This window comes from Methylocella tundrae, from assembly GCF_901905185.1.
Classification (GTDB): domain Bacteria; phylum Pseudomonadota; class Alphaproteobacteria; order Rhizobiales; family Beijerinckiaceae; genus Methylocapsa; species Methylocapsa tundrae.
This window is the reverse complement of record NZ_CABFMQ020000013.1, coordinates 87,953-107,216: the sequence shown is the minus strand read 5'-3', so window position 1 is coordinate 107,216 and position 19,264 is coordinate 87,953. Positions and strand designations below refer to the sequence as shown.

17 protein-coding genes are annotated in these 19,264 nt (G+C 59.5%); 7 read left to right on the top strand and 10 right to left on the bottom strand.

From position 1 onward, the window contains the following. Positions 1–47 precede the first annotated feature (47 nt). The 3 genes from MPC4_RS03515 to MPC4_RS03505 form a co-directional block, all read right to left on the bottom strand. Entirely contained in the window at positions 48–935 is an 888-nt protein-coding gene (locus MPC4_RS03515) for a M48 family metallopeptidase (RefSeq protein WP_244628822.1), read from the bottom strand. 67 nt (positions 936–1,002) lie between these two features. Further along, complete coding sequence (locus tag MPC4_RS03510; RefSeq protein ID WP_174511300.1) at positions 1,003–1,395, bottom strand: HU family DNA-binding protein; 393 nt, start codon at positions 1,393–1,395, stop codon at positions 1,003–1,005. A gap of 366 nt (positions 1,396–1,761) precedes the next feature. Further along, positions 1,762–1,929 (bottom strand): hypothetical protein, encoded by a 168-nt coding sequence (locus MPC4_RS03505; RefSeq protein WP_174511299.1) that lies wholly within the window; start codon positions 1,927–1,929, stop codon positions 1,762–1,764. Positions 1,930–2,182: 253 nt separating this feature from the next. Here MPC4_RS03505 and MPC4_RS21665 point away from each other — a divergent pair, with 253 nt between their 5' ends. Together MPC4_RS21665 and MPC4_RS21660 are read left to right on the top strand one after the other, a co-directional pair. Beyond that, complete coding sequence (locus MPC4_RS21665; RefSeq protein WP_174511298.1) at positions 2,183–2,617, top strand: ApeA N-terminal domain 1-containing protein; 435 nt, start codon at positions 2,183–2,185, stop codon at positions 2,615–2,617. A gap of 9 nt (positions 2,618–2,626) precedes the next feature. Next, the gene (locus tag MPC4_RS21660) at positions 2,627–3,622 is read left to right on the top strand and encodes a HEPN domain-containing protein (protein WP_174511297.1); all 996 of its coding nucleotides are present in this window, start codon (positions 2,627–2,629) and stop codon (positions 3,620–3,622) included. Between the two features lie 41 nt (positions 3,623–3,663). Here MPC4_RS21660 and MPC4_RS03490 read toward each other — a convergent pair whose 3' ends face one another. The 3 genes from MPC4_RS03490 to MPC4_RS03480 form a co-directional block, all read right to left on the bottom strand. Continuing rightward, a complete protein-coding gene (locus MPC4_RS03490; RefSeq protein WP_174511296.1) occupies positions 3,664–4,932 on the bottom strand; it encodes a HEPN/Toprim-associated domain-containing protein in 1,269 nt (422 codons plus the stop codon). Between the two features lie 358 nt (positions 4,933–5,290). Further along, positions 5,291–5,434 carry a hypothetical protein gene (locus tag MPC4_RS03485; RefSeq protein ID WP_166796091.1) on the bottom strand — a complete coding sequence of 48 codons (144 nt, stop codon included), beginning with the start codon at positions 5,432–5,434 and terminating at the stop codon, positions 5,291–5,293. 16 nt (positions 5,435–5,450) lie between these two features. Next, positions 5,451–6,371, bottom strand: a complete 921-nt coding sequence (locus MPC4_RS03480) for a DUF2971 domain-containing protein (RefSeq protein WP_244606082.1) — start codon at positions 6,369–6,371, stop codon at positions 5,451–5,453. A gap of 600 nt (positions 6,372–6,971) precedes the next feature. Here MPC4_RS03480 and MPC4_RS03475 point away from each other — a divergent pair. Continuing rightward, positions 6,972–7,841, top strand: a complete 870-nt coding sequence (locus MPC4_RS03475) for a DUF2726 domain-containing protein (RefSeq protein ID WP_134493461.1) — start codon at positions 6,972–6,974, stop codon at positions 7,839–7,841. A 223-nt stretch (positions 7,842–8,064) separates the two neighbouring features. Further along, positions 8,065–8,415, top strand: a complete 351-nt coding sequence (locus tag MPC4_RS03470; RefSeq protein WP_174511295.1) for a hypothetical protein — start codon at positions 8,065–8,067, stop codon at positions 8,413–8,415. Positions 8,416–8,444: 29 nt separating this feature from the next. On the opposite strand, the gene MPC4_RS03465 is transcribed toward MPC4_RS03470, so the two are convergent. The 3 genes from MPC4_RS03465 to MPC4_RS03455 form a co-directional block, all read right to left on the bottom strand. Beyond that, on the bottom strand, positions 8,445–9,395 hold the full coding sequence (locus tag MPC4_RS03465; protein WP_134493457.1) for a toll/interleukin-1 receptor domain-containing protein: 951 nt from the start codon (positions 9,393–9,395) through the stop codon (positions 8,445–8,447). Between the two features lie 610 nt (positions 9,396–10,005). Continuing rightward, positions 10,006–10,506, bottom strand: coding sequence for a winged-helix domain-containing protein (locus tag MPC4_RS03460; protein WP_174511294.1), 501 nt, complete (start codon positions 10,504–10,506; stop codon positions 10,006–10,008). A 608-nt stretch (positions 10,507–11,114) separates the two neighbouring features. After that, a complete protein-coding gene (locus tag MPC4_RS03455; RefSeq protein WP_244628821.1) occupies positions 11,115–11,384 on the bottom strand; it encodes a hypothetical protein in 270 nt (89 codons plus the stop codon). A 1,481-nt stretch (positions 11,385–12,865) separates the two neighbouring features. Here MPC4_RS03455 and recD2 point away from each other — a divergent pair. Then, positions 12,866–15,058, top strand: coding sequence for an SF1B family DNA helicase RecD2 (recD2, locus tag MPC4_RS03450; protein WP_174511292.1), 2,193 nt, complete (start codon positions 12,866–12,868; stop codon positions 15,056–15,058). Positions 15,059–15,467: 409 nt separating this feature from the next. On the opposite strand, the gene MPC4_RS03445 is transcribed toward recD2, so the two are convergent. Continuing rightward, the gene (locus MPC4_RS03445; RefSeq protein WP_342343605.1) at positions 15,468–16,133 is read right to left on the bottom strand and encodes a helix-turn-helix transcriptional regulator; all 666 of its coding nucleotides are present in this window, start codon (positions 16,131–16,133) and stop codon (positions 15,468–15,470) included. A 963-nt stretch (positions 16,134–17,096) separates the two neighbouring features. On the opposite strand from MPC4_RS03445, the gene MPC4_RS03440 reads away from it, so the two are divergent. Continuing rightward, entirely contained in the window at positions 17,097–17,843 is a 747-nt protein-coding gene (locus MPC4_RS03440) for a helix-turn-helix transcriptional regulator (RefSeq protein WP_174511291.1), read from the top strand. 553 nt (positions 17,844–18,396) lie between these two features. Next, positions 18,397–19,227 (top strand): hypothetical protein, encoded by an 831-nt coding sequence (locus MPC4_RS03435; protein ID WP_174511290.1) that lies wholly within the window; start codon positions 18,397–18,399, stop codon positions 19,225–19,227. Positions 19,228–19,264 lie beyond the last annotated feature (37 nt).

Genomic DNA, 19,264 nt, shown 5'->3' with positions numbered 1-19,264 from the left:
TGGTCGAAACCGCCGGCGTCGTTCGCAAGCATATGCGCCGCTCTCTGCTATTGCAGCGAAGTCGCGGCTTTCGGGGAAGAAGCCACGCCGGCCGCCTCGTTCGTCCTGGGACCGATCAGATGCAAGCCCATCCCATGCGTCCTCAGCCAGGATTCGGCGGCGGCCACGTCTTTGGAGAGGCTTCCCACGGCCTTCCAGAACGCGGGGGAATGATTCATGTGCAAGAGGTGCGCGACCTCATGCGCCGCGAGGTAATCAAGCACGAAAGGCGGCGCCATGATGAGGCGCCAGGAGAAATTCAGTTCCCCCGACGACGTGCACGACCCCCACCGGCTGGTGGTGTCGCGCAGGGTGATGTTGCGGACGCGGACGCCAAGATGAGCCGCGTGGCGCGCGACGGCGGCCTCAAGATCGCGTCTCGCCTCGCGCACTAAAAAATCGTGGATTCGCCGCGATACGAAGCAGGCCTCGGAGTTCACGCAAATCAGAGGCTCGGCGCTCGCCCCAAAGGAGTCCTCCACGGTTTGGATCCAGACAACGCCCCGCTTCGCGGGTCGATGTTCGATCCTGTGCGGAACGCCGCGCAGCGGCGCCAATTCACCGGGCTCGAGGTGAAGCTTCTCCGGCAACCGACGCAGTCTGGAGCCAATCCACGGCGCTTGCCTTTCGGCAAAGCCTTTTGCGTCGATGAGTTTTGCGCACGCCGGAATCGTTAAGACGACATCCCGCGTCGCAGCGCGAACTCTCAATATAAAGCGGCGAGCGGCGGCGGAGCGCTTGAGTTTGACCCGATAGGTCGCACCGGCGTGGGATACGTCGAAATGCGCGACGTCGGAAACGCGGGACGAGCCCTTTCCTATCAAGCGCGCCAGATCACTCGCCACCGGATTTGGGGCGCAATCTCTTTCACGGAAGAGTCTTTCATGCGCGCTCACGCGGCCGCTCGCCATTCAGGTTCAACTTCGCCCGCTGGCCTTCGGCCACGCGCGCTAAAAGCGGCATTTACCGGGAGACAGCTGCTGTTTTGAGCTTGGATAGGGCGCGAATGCTTACGCGGACGCTAGCCGGTTTCGCCGCGCCCTTGATCATCTCGCCGGTAGCGGGATTGCGAACCAGAGTTCCAGCCCGTCGAGCCGGCACTTTGCGCAAAGACACCTTCAAAAGACCTGGCAAGGTGAACTCGCCAACACCGCGGGGATGTACCGAGCCAAGAAATACCGCTTCCAATGTCGCATAAACCGCTGCGGCGGTCTTGCGCGGAAGATCGTTCTGCGTCGCAACAAGGTTGATCAGCGCCGACTTCGTAAAGGTTTCCTTGACCGGACGAACAGGCGGCGTCCCGGTTACGCTCGCCTTACTAGTCGCCGCGGGCTTACTTGTTTTCGCCTTAGCCATAAGAGCTCTCCGTGCTTCGCGTGAATTTTCGCATGCAGAGCATGCACCAGCCGACTCTTGCTAAGGATTTAGGGTTAATTCCCAATTAACAAATTCTGCCGCTCCATGCCTTTTCGGACCGTGACCCAAAAGAGACCTTCCGACTTGTAGCAACAGCGGCTTCGCGCCCATGCAAGCCATTCAGGGCGGTGAGGGCCGCTCCCAAAACCGGTCATTCGTTCCCGTTGCCGAGCCCAGCCGATCCGGCCGCTTCGAAGCATCCTGATCGACAGCAAACCGGCGCTGTTGCACCTTTACGGAGAGAGCGGTGCGCTCCCCGCCATGCAAGCTGTAAGGCCTTCCAACTAGCGCCCGCACCACGCGCGTTCAGCGTTCGTGGAAAGCCGGCGCGCGGCGGATCAGGCGAAGGTTAAAGCGTGCGACAACGCTCTCGTCCAAACCTTCTGGAATATCCAGATGGGCATCGGTCAGTTGCGCGAGCTGGTCGCAGAGTTCGACCCGCGACAATTGCAGAAGTTCGATCAGCGATGGCAATTTCATGTTTCCTTCCTTTTCGGCCGCATTAGCGCGGTCGTCGAGGCCGGTTGCACCGGCTCTTAGGGGCGGCGCACCGCCTGCGGCCGGAACAGCGTGGAGGGGGGCGTTTACACTTGCAGCCGGCGCCCCGGGCCAGTGCGAGACGCCGAAACGAACGCCCTGCGGACGAAAGGGAAAACTGGAACCGCCCGCACGAACGGTTAGACTTCGTGACACGTGGCGCGGCGGCGGCCCCGACGGAGCTTTGACGATGGCGATCCTTGAGGAGCGCGGACTGTTCTGGTGGGCCGACGAGGCGGTCCCCGAAAAACAATTCGCGCCGGATTCCTGCGTTGCCGGGCTTCTCATCATCGACGACGACGGCCAGACGCGGCTGGAGCTGGACGGTTATTTCCCGAGCAAGCACGGGCCTATGACGCCGATGATGCGGGGCGGCCAGCTCATCGACAAAGACATCCAAGGAGTGCTTAGGACGTCGAACAAGCGCGTACTCCTCACTGGACTTATAGGCAACGGCGGCCAGTTCACCGCCAGCGGCATGTCCTACGAGCGTTATATTGCCGGGCTGTGTCTCGTGGCTGATGGATTTGCGAAGCCGCCCGCCACGCGTGCCTTTAAGGAAATCATTGTTCCGCTCACCGGCTTTGAAGAGTGGCTGCGGCTCGCCGCGATCAAGGTCACGTAATCGAAGCGTATGGTCTCGGTCAAATACAAGCGACCAAAGGATGCCGTCTATCCAACCGCCGACGGGAAGCTGTCGATTCATTTCGAGAGTGCCGAGGATTCGTCGGGACCAGTCTTTGGCATGGCGCTTTCCCTGAAACAAACGGCGTCCGCTGTGCTCCGCTTCAGGAAGCCGCTCGCCCTCAAGGACCTCATCGCGCAGTACAAGTTGCTCGAAGATTTGCTATTGATGCTGACGGGCTCTGATCACACCCTCGATTGGCCGTGGATTGCGGCGGGCAAGATCGCGCAATACCGGCTTTATTTCCCGAAGCCCGGGAGCAAGGCGGCGTCGCCGCCGCCCAAGGCGCATGAGTGCATCACCAACTTCATGCAGTTGCGCGAGCGGTTCGGCGAAATCTGGTCCGATTGGAAAAAGAAGCGCGAGGCGTTCGGTCCAGGTTTCTATCTCTATCTCGGCACGCGCCGCGGCGTGAGGCTCTATATCGAAAACCGCTTCATAAGCCTGGTCTTCGGGCTGGAGGCCTTTCACCGCAGGAAATATCCGCCAACTGGGGAGACCAAGCTCGACGAGAAAATCAAACGGATTGTAGCGCAGGTCAGCCTTGCGAAGGATCAGAAATGGTTAGCGGACGTGCTCGAGCGCGCCAAAGACCAACCGCCGCTAGGACAAAGGCTTTACGAGACGTTGCGCGAGGTGCCGCTCGGCCTCGACGAGACGCGCCTCAGGAGCTTCTGCGAGGTATGCGGAAAGCTGCGCAACGATATTTCGCATTTCGGTGGCCAGCGCCATAACGAAACGCCGTACAACGATTTTATCCTCGATCTCGAAAGCAAAGGCCAGGCGCTCGCGACCCTCTATCAGGCGTTGCTGCTTTATGAAATCGGCATCGACGCCAGGATCATCAAAGCATGGATGTTCGATGGCTTTGGTTCGCTTCCGATCAAATACCATTTTGTGAAGGCGCACCTACTGGACAAGAGTCTGCTTGATCCGCAGCAGTGACGGAAGGTGCGGTAGCGACACCTTACGCTCGTCCGCGCGATCTAGAGGGACTCCAGCCGGCCGCTGTACAGGTCGGCGAAGGTCTCAGCCATCAGTTTTTCGCGCATGTTGGTGGCGGTGCGCACAATCACGTCGAGCACGGACGCTATGTTGTCAAAACGGTAGGCCGTCGACCGTGCGCGCAGGTCAAGGAAGGCCCGGGCGTACTTTTCCTTACCGACGAGCTCTCCCTGGTAAGCCCCGATCTTGGCATTGTAACTCGACCAACGCACAGCAGCGTCAGCCGGGAGATCGAGATAGCACTCGATGGCGGCTGCTCGGCTGTTGATGTTCTCAAGATGCCGTCCGTTCGGGCCGACCGTAGTGAACGCCTTAAAGCAAGCCAGTTCGGGCAACTTGATGACAGCCAAGTTTGCCGGAAGATTGAGCTGCCGCGTCCGTTCAAAATTGGCAGCGCCTTCAGCGTCATTGTCATAAACAACGATGACGTTGTTCAGCACCCGGATGCTGATGAGGCCCTGGACGAAGCGAAACACGTTGCCGGTTCCAGTAAAGGGGTAGCCTTCCTCCATATCGACGAAATCGAAAAAGTCGGCGATGTGAGGTCTTAGGAGGCGAAACCCGTTGCCTATAATCGCCGCGTCAGAGCTTCCCTCGGTGACAATCAGAAAGCGCGACGACTGATCGACGGGCTTCACAAAATCGCTGCGCTTCGCCCAGCCTCCGTCTTCGACATCATTGAACGCCCATTGCACGTTCAGGCCGCGTGCCGTTGGATTTTCCGCAAGCAGGTGGAGGATGGTGTAGGCACTGAGGTTCTCCATGCCTTCCGCGATGCATCCGAGTTCCATTGGGCCGGGGCCACTCGCTTTAAGGCCGAGCCGCGGAAGGATTTGGCGCCGGAAGAATTTGCCGAAATCCTCGCTCCCTTCGCCATAATTCGGAGACAGCGAGCTGACATCAATGGATGCCAAGGCCTCGCGCAAATCAGAGAACGAAAACGTGGTAGCATCGAAGCCATTGAATTCGGCCAACGCCGCAAACTCGGCGTCGCATACCGAATGGGTGTGGCCGAGCAAATTGATCCGCTCGATCACCTGCGCAAGCGGCTTCGATAAGCCTTCCTTTAGCTCGGTGATCACCTCCCAATCGGGCGCGCCGTCCGCGCCCTCAATCTCTTGTCCCGCGTAATAGTAGGGAATTTGCGCCGTATCATCGGACTGAAACAGCGCGCTGTGATCGACGAAACCATTGTTCTTTCCCCAATCGACTTCAAGGCGGCCGACCGCGAGGCTGATCATCGATCCCATAACGCAATCCTCGACTCAAAGCCGTGCCGCATACTCGGCTGGCACCAGATCGTAACCCTGATCGGCGACGCCAACAACGATTTCAAAGCTGCCGGTTGTCGCATATCGCGGCGGAATTCCGCCTGCGCCTGACAGCAGGTATAGGCTCTCCACTCGCGCAGAGTCCGTCATAGGTCGAAACTGACCGCGGGGCGCTCCTGAAAACCACCGTTCGCAGGAACAAGCCGATCGGCGGCTTCCCCTGGCTCGCGCGAGAAAGCCGCCATTCCGATTCCGGCCCGCCGCTTCTGTTTCGCGCCCGTTCCGGACCTTGTCGGGCCGCAAGGATCGTCCGCCAAGCCGACGATCGCCAACTGCCCTACTCAGCTCTCCAGAACCCTTGCGCGCAAGCCAGAATGACCGGTAGCCCCTTGGCGATGAAGGTCAGGCGGTCGGCCGGCGACATTTGGCAGAGCCGGTTGGCCTGCTTCTGCTCGATCTCTGGTGCCTTAGGGTTTGCCATCACACGCGCCTTCTCGTCACTTGATGGGCTCAAACGACAGGGCGTAGGCTCCCGGGGAAATCCGTGCCTGGAAGATCGCCACATCCTTGTTCAGGGCACGCGCTGCCGCAACGAGCTCGTCGCGGTCACCCGCAGCTACACGATGGCCGAGATAGAGTTCGGCCAGTTCGGTCGCATAGTAAGAGATGAACACGGCCGGTTGCCCTTCCGGGACATAGGATGGGATGACGACGCGTAGTTCCTCCTCGTAAGCCCATTGGGTGCTTTTCACGGCCGTCAGCGAGCGGGTGAAGGCGCGCATAGTTTCTGGGGTCGGTGCAGGCATGTCCCCCACCAGTGGGTCGAATGGTTTATAAAAACTCGGCCGGATGTCACTGTAGGTGACGGGCTCGAGCAGGCACAGGAACGAGTCCCGTGCAGCATCCGGCCGGAACCCGAACACCACCCCGCGGTGCTCGTCAGCATAGTGCGACCACATAAGCAGGTTGCTGTTGCTCCGTGTAGCGCAGAAGATCCCGGAGTTCCTGAACTGGGCGACGATCGCGGCCTTCTGGATTTCGAGGGCTTCGCGCTCTGTCTTCAATTGAGGATACATCTCCTCGACGGCTGACGAGGCGAAGAGCGCAAGCAGCTCATCACGCTGTGCGACCGTTCCTGCGTTCATGGCGGCTGATGCAGCAATGGCCTCCTCTAGCGGCACGCCGATCCGCTTGGCGAATTCCGCGGGGTCACGGGACAGTATGTCGACAAAGGTCACCGCGGCCGCCTTGTAGCTGTCCTTCAGCTCGACGTCGAAAAGGTCGTCGATATAGGCGTCGAACGGGTCGTTCATCTCGGTCGGCCGGCCGATGCGAAGGGTGCGGTTGGCGATGATGAGCCGCGCCGCTGCCGGGCTCGTGTATTTGTAGACGATGTCAGGTAACTTCAGATGGGGCACACTCAAAATTACACTCCGCGTTTGTCCCAAGGGGGGCAGCGTCCGATATGACAGACGTCCGCTTCTAAGCCCTTTCCGAAGGTCTCTTATCGGCCAGCTGCTACTATTTCGCGCCCATCTTCGCCGTTCACGAGCCAAACTCGCCTTCCCGAAAACGGCCATTCGTTCGGGTTGCCTCGGAGACACGTTTTGCGCAATTTGTGCGGCCGAGCCTGAGCAGCGCTCCTGACCCTGAGCCGACACTGAGAACGTCCGGTTCCAGGCGTTTTGGCAGCTGGACCTTCCCGGACACGCAGAACGCCAGCTTTGCGGCAGCCTCCCAGAGGTTATTCTGCGAATATCCCGATAAGGGATTACAATCGATTTCTTGGCGATCTTTTGGGGATTTGGGGAAATGACCGTGAAATATACGATCTAATGCAAGAATGAAGGAATGTCAGGCGAATGCGGATAACTCGGCTAAAAAGTTAAAAACTTTCGATCGGTCCGGTCGCTTGACGTCGAGTTGGGCGAAACAAACGTTCTGATTGGGCTGCGAAGCCGTATGGCCGCCACGACTAGGATGGCGGCCAGCTCTTTAGGGTCTTTGGTGAACGCGTCATGCTGAAACGACTATCCAATCGTGGCGAAATGTATGTGCACGACCTCTTGGTACCTGCCGCCGACCGTCATAACGCGGAAATCTATCGGAAAGTGCGAATAGCCGACGTTGTTGACATCAAACATTTAACCTCAGACCCTCTCGGACGCCTTGCCCTGATGGGGCATCTCGATTTCGTCGTCACCGACCGCAATCATGATCCGCAATTCGCCATTGAATTCGACGGTGGAGGTCACGAGAGCAAAAACGACCACCTGAAAGACGAGATATGCCGGCAGTCTAAGTTAGCACTCTTCCGCCTCACGCAGAACTCCACCTGTGTCCAAATTCGAGAGGCTTCCTTTGTGGCTTACCTCGTGGATGTCTGGTTCTATGGCCAAGAGTTCGCGCGGATGCAGGCAACGGGCGAACTCGGACCCGATGAGCCGTTCATGATGTCCGCATTTCTGAGGCCCAATGCGAAAAACGTCTTTGACAGCGAATTCTATTACGTATTGAGCGCCATGGCGCGGCTGAAGCAATTGCTTAACACGGGCAATCCCGTGGAGCATTTAAATGCGGCGTCAATTTCGATGACCGGACCCGAAGGGCAATATGCGGCCTTCGCCCAACACGGCAATTTTTGCGGGAGCTATCGCATCGCTGTCCGCACAATCAGTTGGGGAGATCTGGACGCCTTCTCGGCCACGCGGGAACTCAGCGAATTCTGCCATGCGCTGGCCTATCACGATCTATGTGAAGATATCAAAGCGTGCCGATCTGAGCCTCCCCTTCCACGCCCGGTCATCGACATCCCGAAGGAAATCGCCTACCTGAAATCGAAAGGCTTTCGCTTAGTGCTCGGGTTCTGCACACCTGATGACTGGTAACGCGCACGCATTTGAACAATTGGGGCCGGTTTGTAGGGCGCGGAAGGGTCGCGCATAGAAACAATGGTCAATCATTTACTTATATGTAAGCCTGGCGTAGGGGGACAGCAACTGACGTCGCGTCATGGCGGCGTCGCGCCAATCTAGGTCATTCTCGTGCTATTTTGGCGTGATCCGAAACGGCCATTCAAAATAGCACGAAGACGATAAACTGGAGTGTTCGATGGAACTCGTGACCTTGGCACACGCAACCCTTAATAGGATCGGGTCGGCGTCCGCAACGGGAATGGTGAAACACACAGAAGTGCGCCCGGTGAGTGAGGTCCCCGACGGAAGTCCTGAAGCGTTGCGAGAGCTCGTAATGACGATCGCCGAAGAACACGGAGAGCCGCGTGAAAGCTTACAAATGATGCGGCAAGAGAACGGGTGGCACTACACCCAGCAACGCGACGCCGTCGTTTTCAACATCCAAGGGCGGAACGTGCAATACAGCACGCCTTACGCAATTTGCTACGCGCATCCGGCGTTGAAAATCGGCGAGAGGTACTTCAAGCTTGACGAAGTGAAGTGTTGACCTGCGCGCCCCAGATCGCGGGCCTGAAATCAATCATATTCGATTCCAGCCTGTCTGACGAACTCGCCCCACAGTGTTTCCGCGGCCTGCTCCGGCGTTGTCCTCTCCCGGTCGCGCCCGGACGACATCCCGTAATGGTCCATATTTAGGAAAAGCTGGTAATCGTCGTTAGTGACCCGAATCGAGCCGTTTGAGGTATTCCTCTCGGCATGAGGCTGGTTGACGTAGCTGATGTCGCCAAACCCGACGTTCCGGGACTTGCAGTTGTGGACCGTGATGTGAGCCTCACCTCGCTGGCGCTTCGCCCGGTTCACCACGGAGCAGGTGAAGGCCGTCGCGTCGATGTCCTCAAACTTGGAGCGCAAATCATCGCCGATTTGGGCTAGCTCGGCGCACGAAGCACGGAAGTAGTCCCGAATGGTAGTGAACGCCCGGTCCGCATACTCGGCGCGTTGGATGGAGTCGAAATCCTGCTTGATGCGAGGCCGTCGCGCCTGACCCGGCGACGCGATCCCGTCAGCCGGTGCGCTCGTCCCGTTCCCGGGGACCTCGATGAGGCGTCGCAAGCCAACCACCACGTTCAGATACGCGTTGTTCGGGTTGGTGAAGCCGGAAATCGGTTGACCATCCTTGGGAAGAGCTGCGAAGTCCTTGAATGGGGACGAAAGCCAATCGCAGGGCTCCAGGATGACTGGCACAATCCGCATTCGCCCTGCCGCGGCTAGCTCGAGCGCTCGGGCGAATTCCTTGTCATAGCAGTATTGAGACGCGAGATAGTCCGGGCTGACCAGCGCCAAGAAGATTTGGCTCCGCTCCAGCTGGGCGCTAATCACGCCGTCGAGTCGGTCGCCAGCCAGAATGGCATGGTCGCTCCAGGTGGGCAATGTGCCTTCTCGCTTTAGGACTGCAAGATGCTTGTGCAACCGTTCGAGCGCTTTCTCGTCGGCATGAGAATAAGATAGAAAGGCCTCTGCGACCATAATGAGACTCGCGTTGGAGGATCAAGCGCTGACTTTAGCCCATCGCCGTTTGCGGCGCACCTGACCGGCTCCGGCGGGCTTAAGGCTACGCAACAGAGGCCTATCGCCACAGTGGAACCAGGCGTCGTTCTTGGTGGAAGCCGCCTACGTCGTCGACGAACCCGCCGGTTGCAGTCGGCGCATCCGGAACGCATGCTTCCGCGATAACGGGCTAATATCACGCTTCGGGCAGCTTGGGCATGTGAGCTTCGGACCGTGGCAAACTGTAACGATGTCGGCCTTTTACCGCTCAGCGCCTGAAAGCTGTCAGTCTCTTTCCGGCCCGCTCCTGCCGTTAGGATAGCACGCCCCACAGTCCCGTCATGGCGCGAACCCGCCCGGCATACCGGACGGGTCTTTGGAAAGCCGCCGAGGCCCGCCAACGTCAATGGCTTGAAGGTCCGCGGCATCCAAGTCCCGGATCTCCACGTCGACGCGATCAAGGCGAAGGCGCGAGAATTTCGCCAGACCACCCGCTGTGCATTCAGCGCGCTGAATGTCTCGTCGGCCTGGCAAGGGTTCCGTGTCGCGCCCGCTATCCCAGGGCTACAAGCGCCAGAACCCGCCCTTCTTACTCCGCAGCTTCCGCCCGTTGATTGCTCGCTTCGGTTGACGCCGCAGGGCGCCGGCCGCGCGCTTTCGGCAGCGACCATTTGCCGTCCGTGTTTTTGGCGAGGCCCCGCTTTTTCAGCGCTTGCAGCGCAAAGGACACCGTTCGATTGTTGATGTCCCGGCCTGTAGCCTTGACGTGTTCAGCAATCTCGGCGGCGGAAAGCGCGCCATGCCGGTCGATTACCTCGGCGATCGCGCTGCCGATGGTCTGGCGCGCCTCGGCCGGCGCCTTTGCCTTCGGCTTGCCCTGGACCTTCGGTCGAAGGCTCGCCTTCGGCACGGGCTTCTGTTTCGCCTTCGGACCGGGTTTTTGTTTTATCTTTGGCTCGGGCGCCGTTCGCACCTGTCGCGCCGAACTCTTTTCAAGGGCGAGGAGTTCGCGCTCGGCGATGCGAAGATCAGCGATCTTCGTCTCCAGCTCAGCGATCTTCGTGTGGATTTGTTCGACTGCGGTGGGCATGATGCCTTTCCTTATGTTGATCGGGCGACGGCCGGCTTCCAGTTCGATTGGACTGAGATGACCAATCATGGAGATCACGAAATGGCGCGCGGCTTTTCCTGACTCAATTATCTTCCGCGCCCGGCAGGAGTTCTTCGTCAAGTGATTCGATCAGTTCGCACAATTTCTTTTTCGAATCTACAGCCTACTCCAAATCCGCGGAATTTTTTCACACCGAAGTTCAAAAAGGGCGTGAAAAGTCAGCTGCGCGATCGCGCAGCTCCCTTAACAGTCAGTCGCAAATTTCTGTAGAGGGTTTTAGCGCCAAGGCGATGAGGCCGGACTTCGGTCGGACGGCGCACCACAATGGATGTGGGGCGCGCGAGGCGCGTTGCCCGTCTTTGAGACCACGACCAGCTATCCAATCGGACGCCGCGCATCGAGCTTTCATCCGGCAGGCAGGCGCAGAAGCGCATTAACTTCGAAGCGCCGGCAAAACGCTTCAAGCTGAAGCGCCGCGCTAAACCGGAGCGCGACAGCGCGTCAAAGACCTGAACGGCGGCTGCATCGCGCGGTCGAGCGCGTTCTGTTGTCATGCCTCAGCGCTGTCTTTCGGCGCGCACTGGGCGTCAATCGGCTTTCCGTTGCGGCGACACAGCAGCTTTGTCGTCGCGCTTTTCGAACCGAACGACAACGCCGGGGGCGCGGCTGCGCGCGCTGATTCGGCTGCGGCCGGTTCCGGTCAACACGTAATGGCCACGGCTGTCGTCCCAGCGCATCAGATCGGCCTGAATGGCCCTCTCACGGAGCACCATCGTCATCGGATCTTGAACGTGAGCCGGCGCGATGTCGCCATGCGCGTCGACCTTCGTTAAGGCCTCGATCAGTCTTTTTTCCAAGGGGTCTGTCATTGCGGTTTGAACATGATAGCGCATAGCACTCTGGGCAAGGGCGCCGGCTTAAGCTCTGCAGGGGCTCAACAAGTACCCCGAACGCCCGCCAACAGGCTTGCCCCGGGCCTTCCCGCGGCTCAGACGCCAGCCTGCCACCTCAGCCTCGATAATTTCGTTGGTCTCACAATTGCGCCACGCATCCTCCGCGCGGCGGCAGGGAAAGGGAACCATATAGGTTCCGTTGTGATCCACGCACAGCAATTCGACCGGCGATCCCTCGTCCGGAAATCGGTCGACGATGAACTGCGCGATCCTGTCATTCAAAGAGGTCAAGTTCTGGCGCCTGTTGCCTGGAAGATGAAACTTAGCCCAAAGTCAGCGCGCAGCCTGGCGCAAACGCCGCTTCCATTTCTCGCCGGCGATAAGCGCCGTCTCGAAAACCCAACGCTCTTGAATCGGTCTGCGCTCGCGGCGAGGCCTTGAGACGATCGATATTTCCGGCGATGAACTCTCAGCAGGCAGTTCCTCGGCAACTCTCGCAACTTCACCTTTGGGTTGGAGGGTTCGTTTCTGGCGCCCGGCGGGAGATGATTTTTCGGCCTTCCCCGGCCCGCGACCACGGCGGATTTTTTCATCCGCGTTGCCAGATCGCACCGCGGGCGCATCCTCCGCGGCGACAAGACTCTGCAGTATGCGGCCTGCGGGGGCGTTCGGTGACGAAGTGGTCTCGGGCGAGGGGGCTGCCGAACCGCCTTTGCGAAACACCGCGTCGGCGGCTTTCAACGCAGCGCTGCGTTCATCATCATGATTGGCCTGGCGAGTCGCGAAAACGCCGAGATCCAGGAACGACGGCTTGGAGCCATCAATCTTGGCGTCGCCGATAGGGCCTGGATTAGCAGCCGGCGATTTGGTCGAACGATTCTTAAATTCCTTAATGAAGGGGCGGACGGTATGACGCACTGGACCTCTGGATGTGAAATGCCCCCCTGATGAGGAGCCAAATGGACGGTTCGGCCCCCGCGACGGCGTGGATACGATCGGTCTCGCATGAAGGAATTGCCTGTGCCTGGACGGCCACAGTTACCCGTCCGGCGAAAGCATAGCGCTTCTTTTCTGACGCGAAACGTGCATTCCCTGACGCGGAATGAACGAAAAATGCAGTCAACAGAAGCGCACCTCAAGCATCTAAGGATTTGCAAGGAAACGCAATGGTTTTTATGGGGACCAACGCAACAAATATCGCAACGCATCAAGGTCGCCTGGGAAGAATTCGGCTGAATGGTGATGTGTTTCGAAGGTTCTCCGTTCAAGTTGGGGCTCCGCGAGTTGAGTGATGAAGTTTGAGCCTCGCCGCCGCTCGCACTAAAGCATAATCGACGCCATCCTGCGGGAAGAGCCCGCTTTCTGAGTCACCTGCCTGTTGAAACCGCCGCGCCGACGTCGTTGGATATAAGCTGTCCGTCGGCTTCCCGCGAAGGCAAAGCATCTTGAAGCCCCTAGCCCCCGCCGCTCCCTCCCGTGAAACGCTCGTCGGCTCCGTCGAGCGGGTGACGTTTCACAATGAGCAAAACGGCTTCGCGGTGCTGAAGGTGAAGGCGCGCGGGCGGCGCGATCTTGTCGCCGTCGTGGGCCACGCCGCTTTCATCTCGGCCGGCGAATTCATCCACGCCGTCGGCGTCTGGTTCACCGATCGCACCCATGGCCTGCAGTTCAAGGCCGATACGCTCAAGACGACGGCGCCGACGACGGCCGAGGGCATCGAGAAATACCTCGGCTCCGGCATGGTGCGCGGCATCGGTCCGACGCTCGCTAAAAGGATCGTCGGCGCCTTTGGCGAAGCGACATTCGAAATCATCGAGGCCGCCCCCGAAAGACTGAGGGAGGTCCCCGGCATCGGCGAGTTCCGCGCCGGGAAGATAGCCGCGGGCTGGGCCGAGCAAAAAGCCGTTCGCGACATCATGGTCTTCCTGCACTCCAATGGCGTCGGCACGTCGCGGGCGGTGCGCATCTTCAAGACCTATGGCCACGACGCCATTCAGGTTATGACCGAGGATCCCTATCGGCTCGCCCGCGACATCAAAGGCATCGGCTTTCGGACGGCCGACGCGATCGCCATGAAGATGGGCATGACGAAGGAGGCACCGCAGCGCGTTCGGGCCGGGATCTCGTTCGCGCTGCAGGAGGCGACCGACGAGGGCCACTGCGGACTTCCGGTCGAGGCCCTCGTCGAGCTCGCGACCAAACTCCTCGAAGTCGACAAGACGATCGTAAGAGCGGCGCTGGATCATGAACTCTCCCATGATGAGATCATCGCGGATGCGATCGGCGGCGAGCCCTGTATCTTTCTGCGCGGCCTCTATCTCGCCGAAAAGGGCGTCGCCGAGCGGCTGCTCTCTTTGGCGCGGGGCTCCCCGCCCTGGCCGGCGATCGATGCCGGCAAGGCGATCCCATGGGTCGAGAAAAAGACCGGCAAGACGCTCGCCGCCTCGCAGCGCGCCGCGCTCGAGATGGCGCTTGGCGCCAAGGTCGCGGTCATCACCGGCGGCCCCGGCGTCGGCAAGACGACGCTGCTGGACGCCATCCTGCGCATCCTCGCCGCCAAGGGCGTCAAAATCCTGCTCGGCGCGCCGACCGGGCGCGCGGCGAAGCGAATGACGGAGCAAACCGGCATCGAGGCGAAAACCATCCATCGCTTGCTCGAGATCGATCCCATCCATGGCGGCTTCAGGCGCAACGCGGAGAATCCTCTCGCATGCGACCTGCTCGTCATCGACGAGACGAGCATGGTGGATATTTCGTTGATGTGCGCCGTGATGAAGGCGGTCCCGCCAAAAGCCGCCCTTTTGCTCGTCGGCGACGTCGACCAGCTGCCCTCGGTCGGGCCGGGCCAGATCCTCTCCGACATCATCAATTCCGGAGCCGTCCCGGTCGCTCAATTGACCGAAGTGTTTCGCCAGGCCGCGGAGAGCCGCATCATCGTCAACGCCCACCGGATCAATCGCGGCGAAATGCCTGAATGGCCAAAGCGCGGCGAAGATTCGGATTTCTGGTTCGTCGATGCCAAAGATCCCGAAGACGGCGCCGCCAAGGTCGTCGAGTTGGTGCGCGACCGCATTCCGCGCCGGTTCGGCCTCGATCCTATCCGCGACATCCAGGTCTTGTGTCCGATGCAACGCGGCGCTCTGGGCGCACGTTCGCTTAATGCCGATCTTCAGAAGGCGCTCAATCCGAACCCGCCCGCCCGCATCGAAAAGTTCGGCTCGGTCTTCGCGCCCGGCGACAAAATCATGCAGACCGAGAATGATTACGACCGCGACGTCTTCAACGGCGATCTTGGGACGGTGGTGCGCATCGACGAAAACGAAGGTCTTCTCGTCGCCGGCTTCGACGGCCGCGAGGTCAAATATCCCTTCGGCGAGCTCGATGCGCTGCTTCCCGCCTATGCGATGACGATCCACAAGTCGCAAGGCTCAGAATATCCGGCCGTCGTGATCACCCTTGCGACGCAGCATTACACGATGCTGGCCAGAAACCTGGTCTACACCGCCGTCACGCGCGGCAAGCGCCTCGTCGTCATCGTCGGCCAGCGCCGGGCAATGGCGATCGCCGTGCGAAGCGGGGCGGGGCGCCGCCGCTGGACAAAACTGGAGCAGTGGTTGAAGGCGCCGCGAAGGACGTGAGGGGAGGTTCGCCCAGCGACGAGCGCTCCGCGGCCCTGCCGCCGGCGGGCGCCGGGCGCTTCGCTGCGATGCTATCCGCAATAACGCCGCGCGATCTCGTGGACGATATGTTTTGCGACGTCGGCGCTTTAGGGGGCGAATGCCAAGAGGCGCCGCCGGATCGGGCGACCAGCCGCGCCTACCTCGGGCCGAAAACCGCCGTTCGATCGGTCTGGCCCCAACCGAAGGCTATATCGCGAAGGGTGCGCCAGAAGCTTGCATTCCATCGTTCGGGACGGCTGTCGTCAGAAAGGCGCTGCCGATCGCCCCTTAAAGCGTGGCTTTTTTGGCTCGCGGGCGATGGTCACATTGGCCGGCTCTCTGCCCCCGCCGCCTGGTCCGGCTGCCGCTCGCCTGGCTCCCTCCGAGATTAGCGGATCAGTCCGGCGCGGATGGCTTTCGTTACCACATGGATGCGATTGACCGCTTTGAGCTTGAAACGCGCCGAATCGAGATGCGACTTTATCGTCTCCGCCGAAATCCGCATCAAAGTCGCGATGTCCTCGAGCGTCTTACCTTCGGCCGACCATTCCAGCGCCTCGACTTCGCGCTTGCTGATGACGTTGAGATCGACCGAGGCGTCCTCGACATTCAGTTGAAAGGCTCGCTGGTGCACGTAGTGCGCGATATGGACCAGATCCCGCACGAGTTCGTAGCGGCGGCCGGGCCAGTCGCGGTCGGATTCGTGGGACGTTGCGAAGAAAAGCGCCCAGTGCGAGTTGGTTGGGCCGCGAACCGGGATCGTCAGCCCCTGGTGCCCGCCGCCTGCTTCTCGGGCTTCGACGAACAAGCGCCGGACTTTCTTGTCGAGCTGCGGCAGTCGCGCCCAGTCCACCGGCAAAAGGGAGCGCGCACCGAAGGTGATCGTCGGATCAACAAAGCCGATATTTTCGGCCCTATAATGATCGGTCCAGGCGCTGTCGTAGGTCGTGCTCGTGAATGGGTTGACGACTGAATGTCCTGGGAACGACGGCGAAAGATAGGCGACGTTGGCGAGCCCGTAACGGTCTCGGATGAATTGGATGAATTCGCCGATGGATTGATCGGTAAGCTCAATTTCGAGATGAAGTAGAGTCTGAATGCTGAGTCGTCGAGACCGGTCACATTGACTCCTCCACGCTCCGCCTACTTATCGCCGATCGGTCCCTGCGGCTTGCTGGCAAGACCCAAATTAGGGCGCCAGCTGATCGCAAACTCTTTTATCAAACACTATGGCGTGAGTGTGTTCTTGTGGGCTCGCGCCGATTGCCACCGGTTGCTACCGTGGACGACGACCACGCTAAATCGAAAATGTATAGATTTTAGTCAACGCGGCGCGCGCGGAAGTTGGTCTGGCGTGGAGGGCTTCTGTTCGGAGTCGAGCCTCTGGAGCACGGCGAGGAGTTCGCCAGGCGTGTCAGCGGCTTTCGGTGGAGGAAAACATTCCTGCAATCCCTCGCGGAGGAGGCTTCCCATTGCCGGCCTGGGCGGGAGTTCGTTCGGTACTCTTGCGAAACGCGACGCGGCATTGTGGATCGGTTGCCGTGGGCGCGGAAGATGGTTTCGTTGGGAAGATGACATTTGGCGGAGCACCTTGATCTCGAATGCGTTGAATCGAGGATCTTTGATGCCTGCGCGAATGCGAAACCGTGCGTCTTAATCAAGACAGTCTATCGAGCGATAGACTCTACGGATTACAAGCGACCTTTTGTCGCTGCGGTCCTGCGAATTCGCCGCGCGCTCGCGCCGCTCTGTCGCGCCGGGGGGCGGTGCCGCGGGCCGGTCGTAGGGGTTCGGTGGATCAAGGGGTTAGGCGCCGGCAATGTTGTTGAGGGCAACCTGTGCCGATGCCGTCGATCGTCATACCCGCAGGTGTTGCGCAACGCGGCGGCAGCCCACAGCTTAGCATCAAGAACAACAAATTCTATCCCCGATAAATAGGATAGGATTTGGGTCGGATAGGCGGCATCATCACCATCATGGACGTTTACGGCCTCTGTGCCGTCGGTCAGAGGTGGTCATGACAATTCTCGATTGCGTCGATCAAAGGACGCTGCTTCAGCTCGAAGCTGATCTCAGTCCGCAATCCATTGAAGGGTTTCTCGGCTTCGTTCGGGGCAGCTACGGGCTAGCGCATGTCGCGTATATTTGCCCCTCTCTTGGGTGGACGCGCGTGAGGGACCCCGCCTTGGCTTTGGCCTATAGCGACGCGTGGCTGGAGCATCTCCAGGTCCAGGGCCAGGAGAAAGGCGACGCAGCCAAACCTTCGCCACCTACCATCGCCGCGGATTGGCAGGCCTCAATGGGCTGGGCGGTGCTGCCGCGGGTGAAGACCGCGATCGCTAGAATGTTGCGCGACGCCAGGGAGGCTGGCGCGGGGCGGAACGGCCTGATCGTCCCCGTAACGGACGCCGTGAATGGGCTCGCGGCGATCTTTGTCGCCACGTCGCACGACGGGGACATCGACTGGTGCGCGCGTCGTGAAGATTTGATGAAGGCGATGGTGAGGGTTGCTCACTATGTCCATCAACGAGCGCGTCAATTGCATGTTCCAGATTGTCCCAGCGAAATTGGCGATGTTTCTCCGCGCGAAATCTCTGTGCTGAAATCCCTCGCCGAAGGGAAACGGCCGCGTGAGATCGCCATGGCGTTGAGAATCTCCATCGAGGTCGTCAAGGTTCATGCTGAGTCCGCTCGTTACAAGCTGCAGGCGCTCAATACGGCTCATGCGGTCGCTAAAGCGTTTCGCGTAGGGCTGATCAAATAATCAGGATGTACGACTTTCATACATCCATCATCGTCGGGTGTACGATGTGCACGCCCGGCGTGTACGCAATTCGCAATTTGATCGTGGGATTTAAAAAGACGGCCTGCGAGGGTAGGTGACACAGAAATCGAATCGAGCTGTTCAAGGCCCTGGTTCCTGGTGGATGCGTAGCCGCTCGTTGCATGTAGAGCTTTAGGGCGCGGATGGGGCTAACAAGCGGCCGAGGCGAACAACGCCGCCTCCGAAGAAGGACTCGTTGGAGGAAGCCGTGGTTCGGAATGGTAAGCCCCGGGGCGCTGAGGTGCGCCGAAGGCGCGCCAGGGCTCACGGTTGCTCAAAGCCTAAGACGCATCCTGGGATTGCGTGCAACAGCTGACGGTTCTTAAACGATCCGCGTTGGGTCCTCAAGGGTCGGACATTGATGACAAGCCGCCGCCGACTGAAATTCGCACGGGTATGGATGGGATCATTTGTGACGGCGGGACAGAGTGCGAGGGAACGATGTTCAGGGGAGAGTTTCGAGCTGCGGCGGTCTCGTTTAGGAGGCAATGAGATGGTTGGTGGGGAGGATGCCGCGATCGAATCGCGCCTGGAAGCGGGCGGAGAGGCGGAGTTGTTTACGTTGTTCAATTGTTTCTGGAGACAGTGGAACCAGATTAGAGTTGAGCAGGAAAGTAACATTGCCGCAACTCAAGTTGGGGCTACCGGCGACCTTGAGCATCTGCCTGCGCTTTGGCTCGATTACATGCGCGTTTGCCATGCTATCGCGGAGACGCCCGCTGTCAGCCGCATTGCTTTTGCTTCGAAGAAGGAGATCGTAGAGGGAGCATTAGGTCTGGAAGGGTGTACAGAAACTTGTTTGCTGGTGCTATTGACGTCATTTTTTGACGACGTCGACAGGTTGAACGCAAATTGCGTGCAGACGAGGTTTGTTGGAAACACAATTCAGGGGGGGATGTCGCGGTCAATCATGTCTTCGAGCTCTCTTTATGACTGGCCCCTTTTGGAGATGTGCGAGCGGTTTTGGCTGGCGTGGTCCATGATGTTAGAGATATGCGAGCGGGTTGAAGCGTATGAAGCGAGCGCGACGATGGGAGCTGCAAGAGATCTCGACGTCATCGTGGCGATGCAAATGGCGGCGTTGGAAGGTGTGGTTGGAGAAATATCCTGTGTATCTGCCGGAAGTTGGGAAGGGCTAATCGCAAAACGACGGGTTATGGCGGTCTGCTTACAATTTGAAGGCGCATTACAAACTTTGAGACGTCTTTTGAAATCTGTATTTGAGGATTGTAAGCGGCTTTTGGCGGCGACCGCGAACGACTACGGATGCTCCGGTTTAAGGAGAACTGGGTCTGGCGTCGGAGTTGAGGAATCGCAATTCTGAGGGCGTGGCCGATCGATTACTGTTTCGGTTGGGTGAG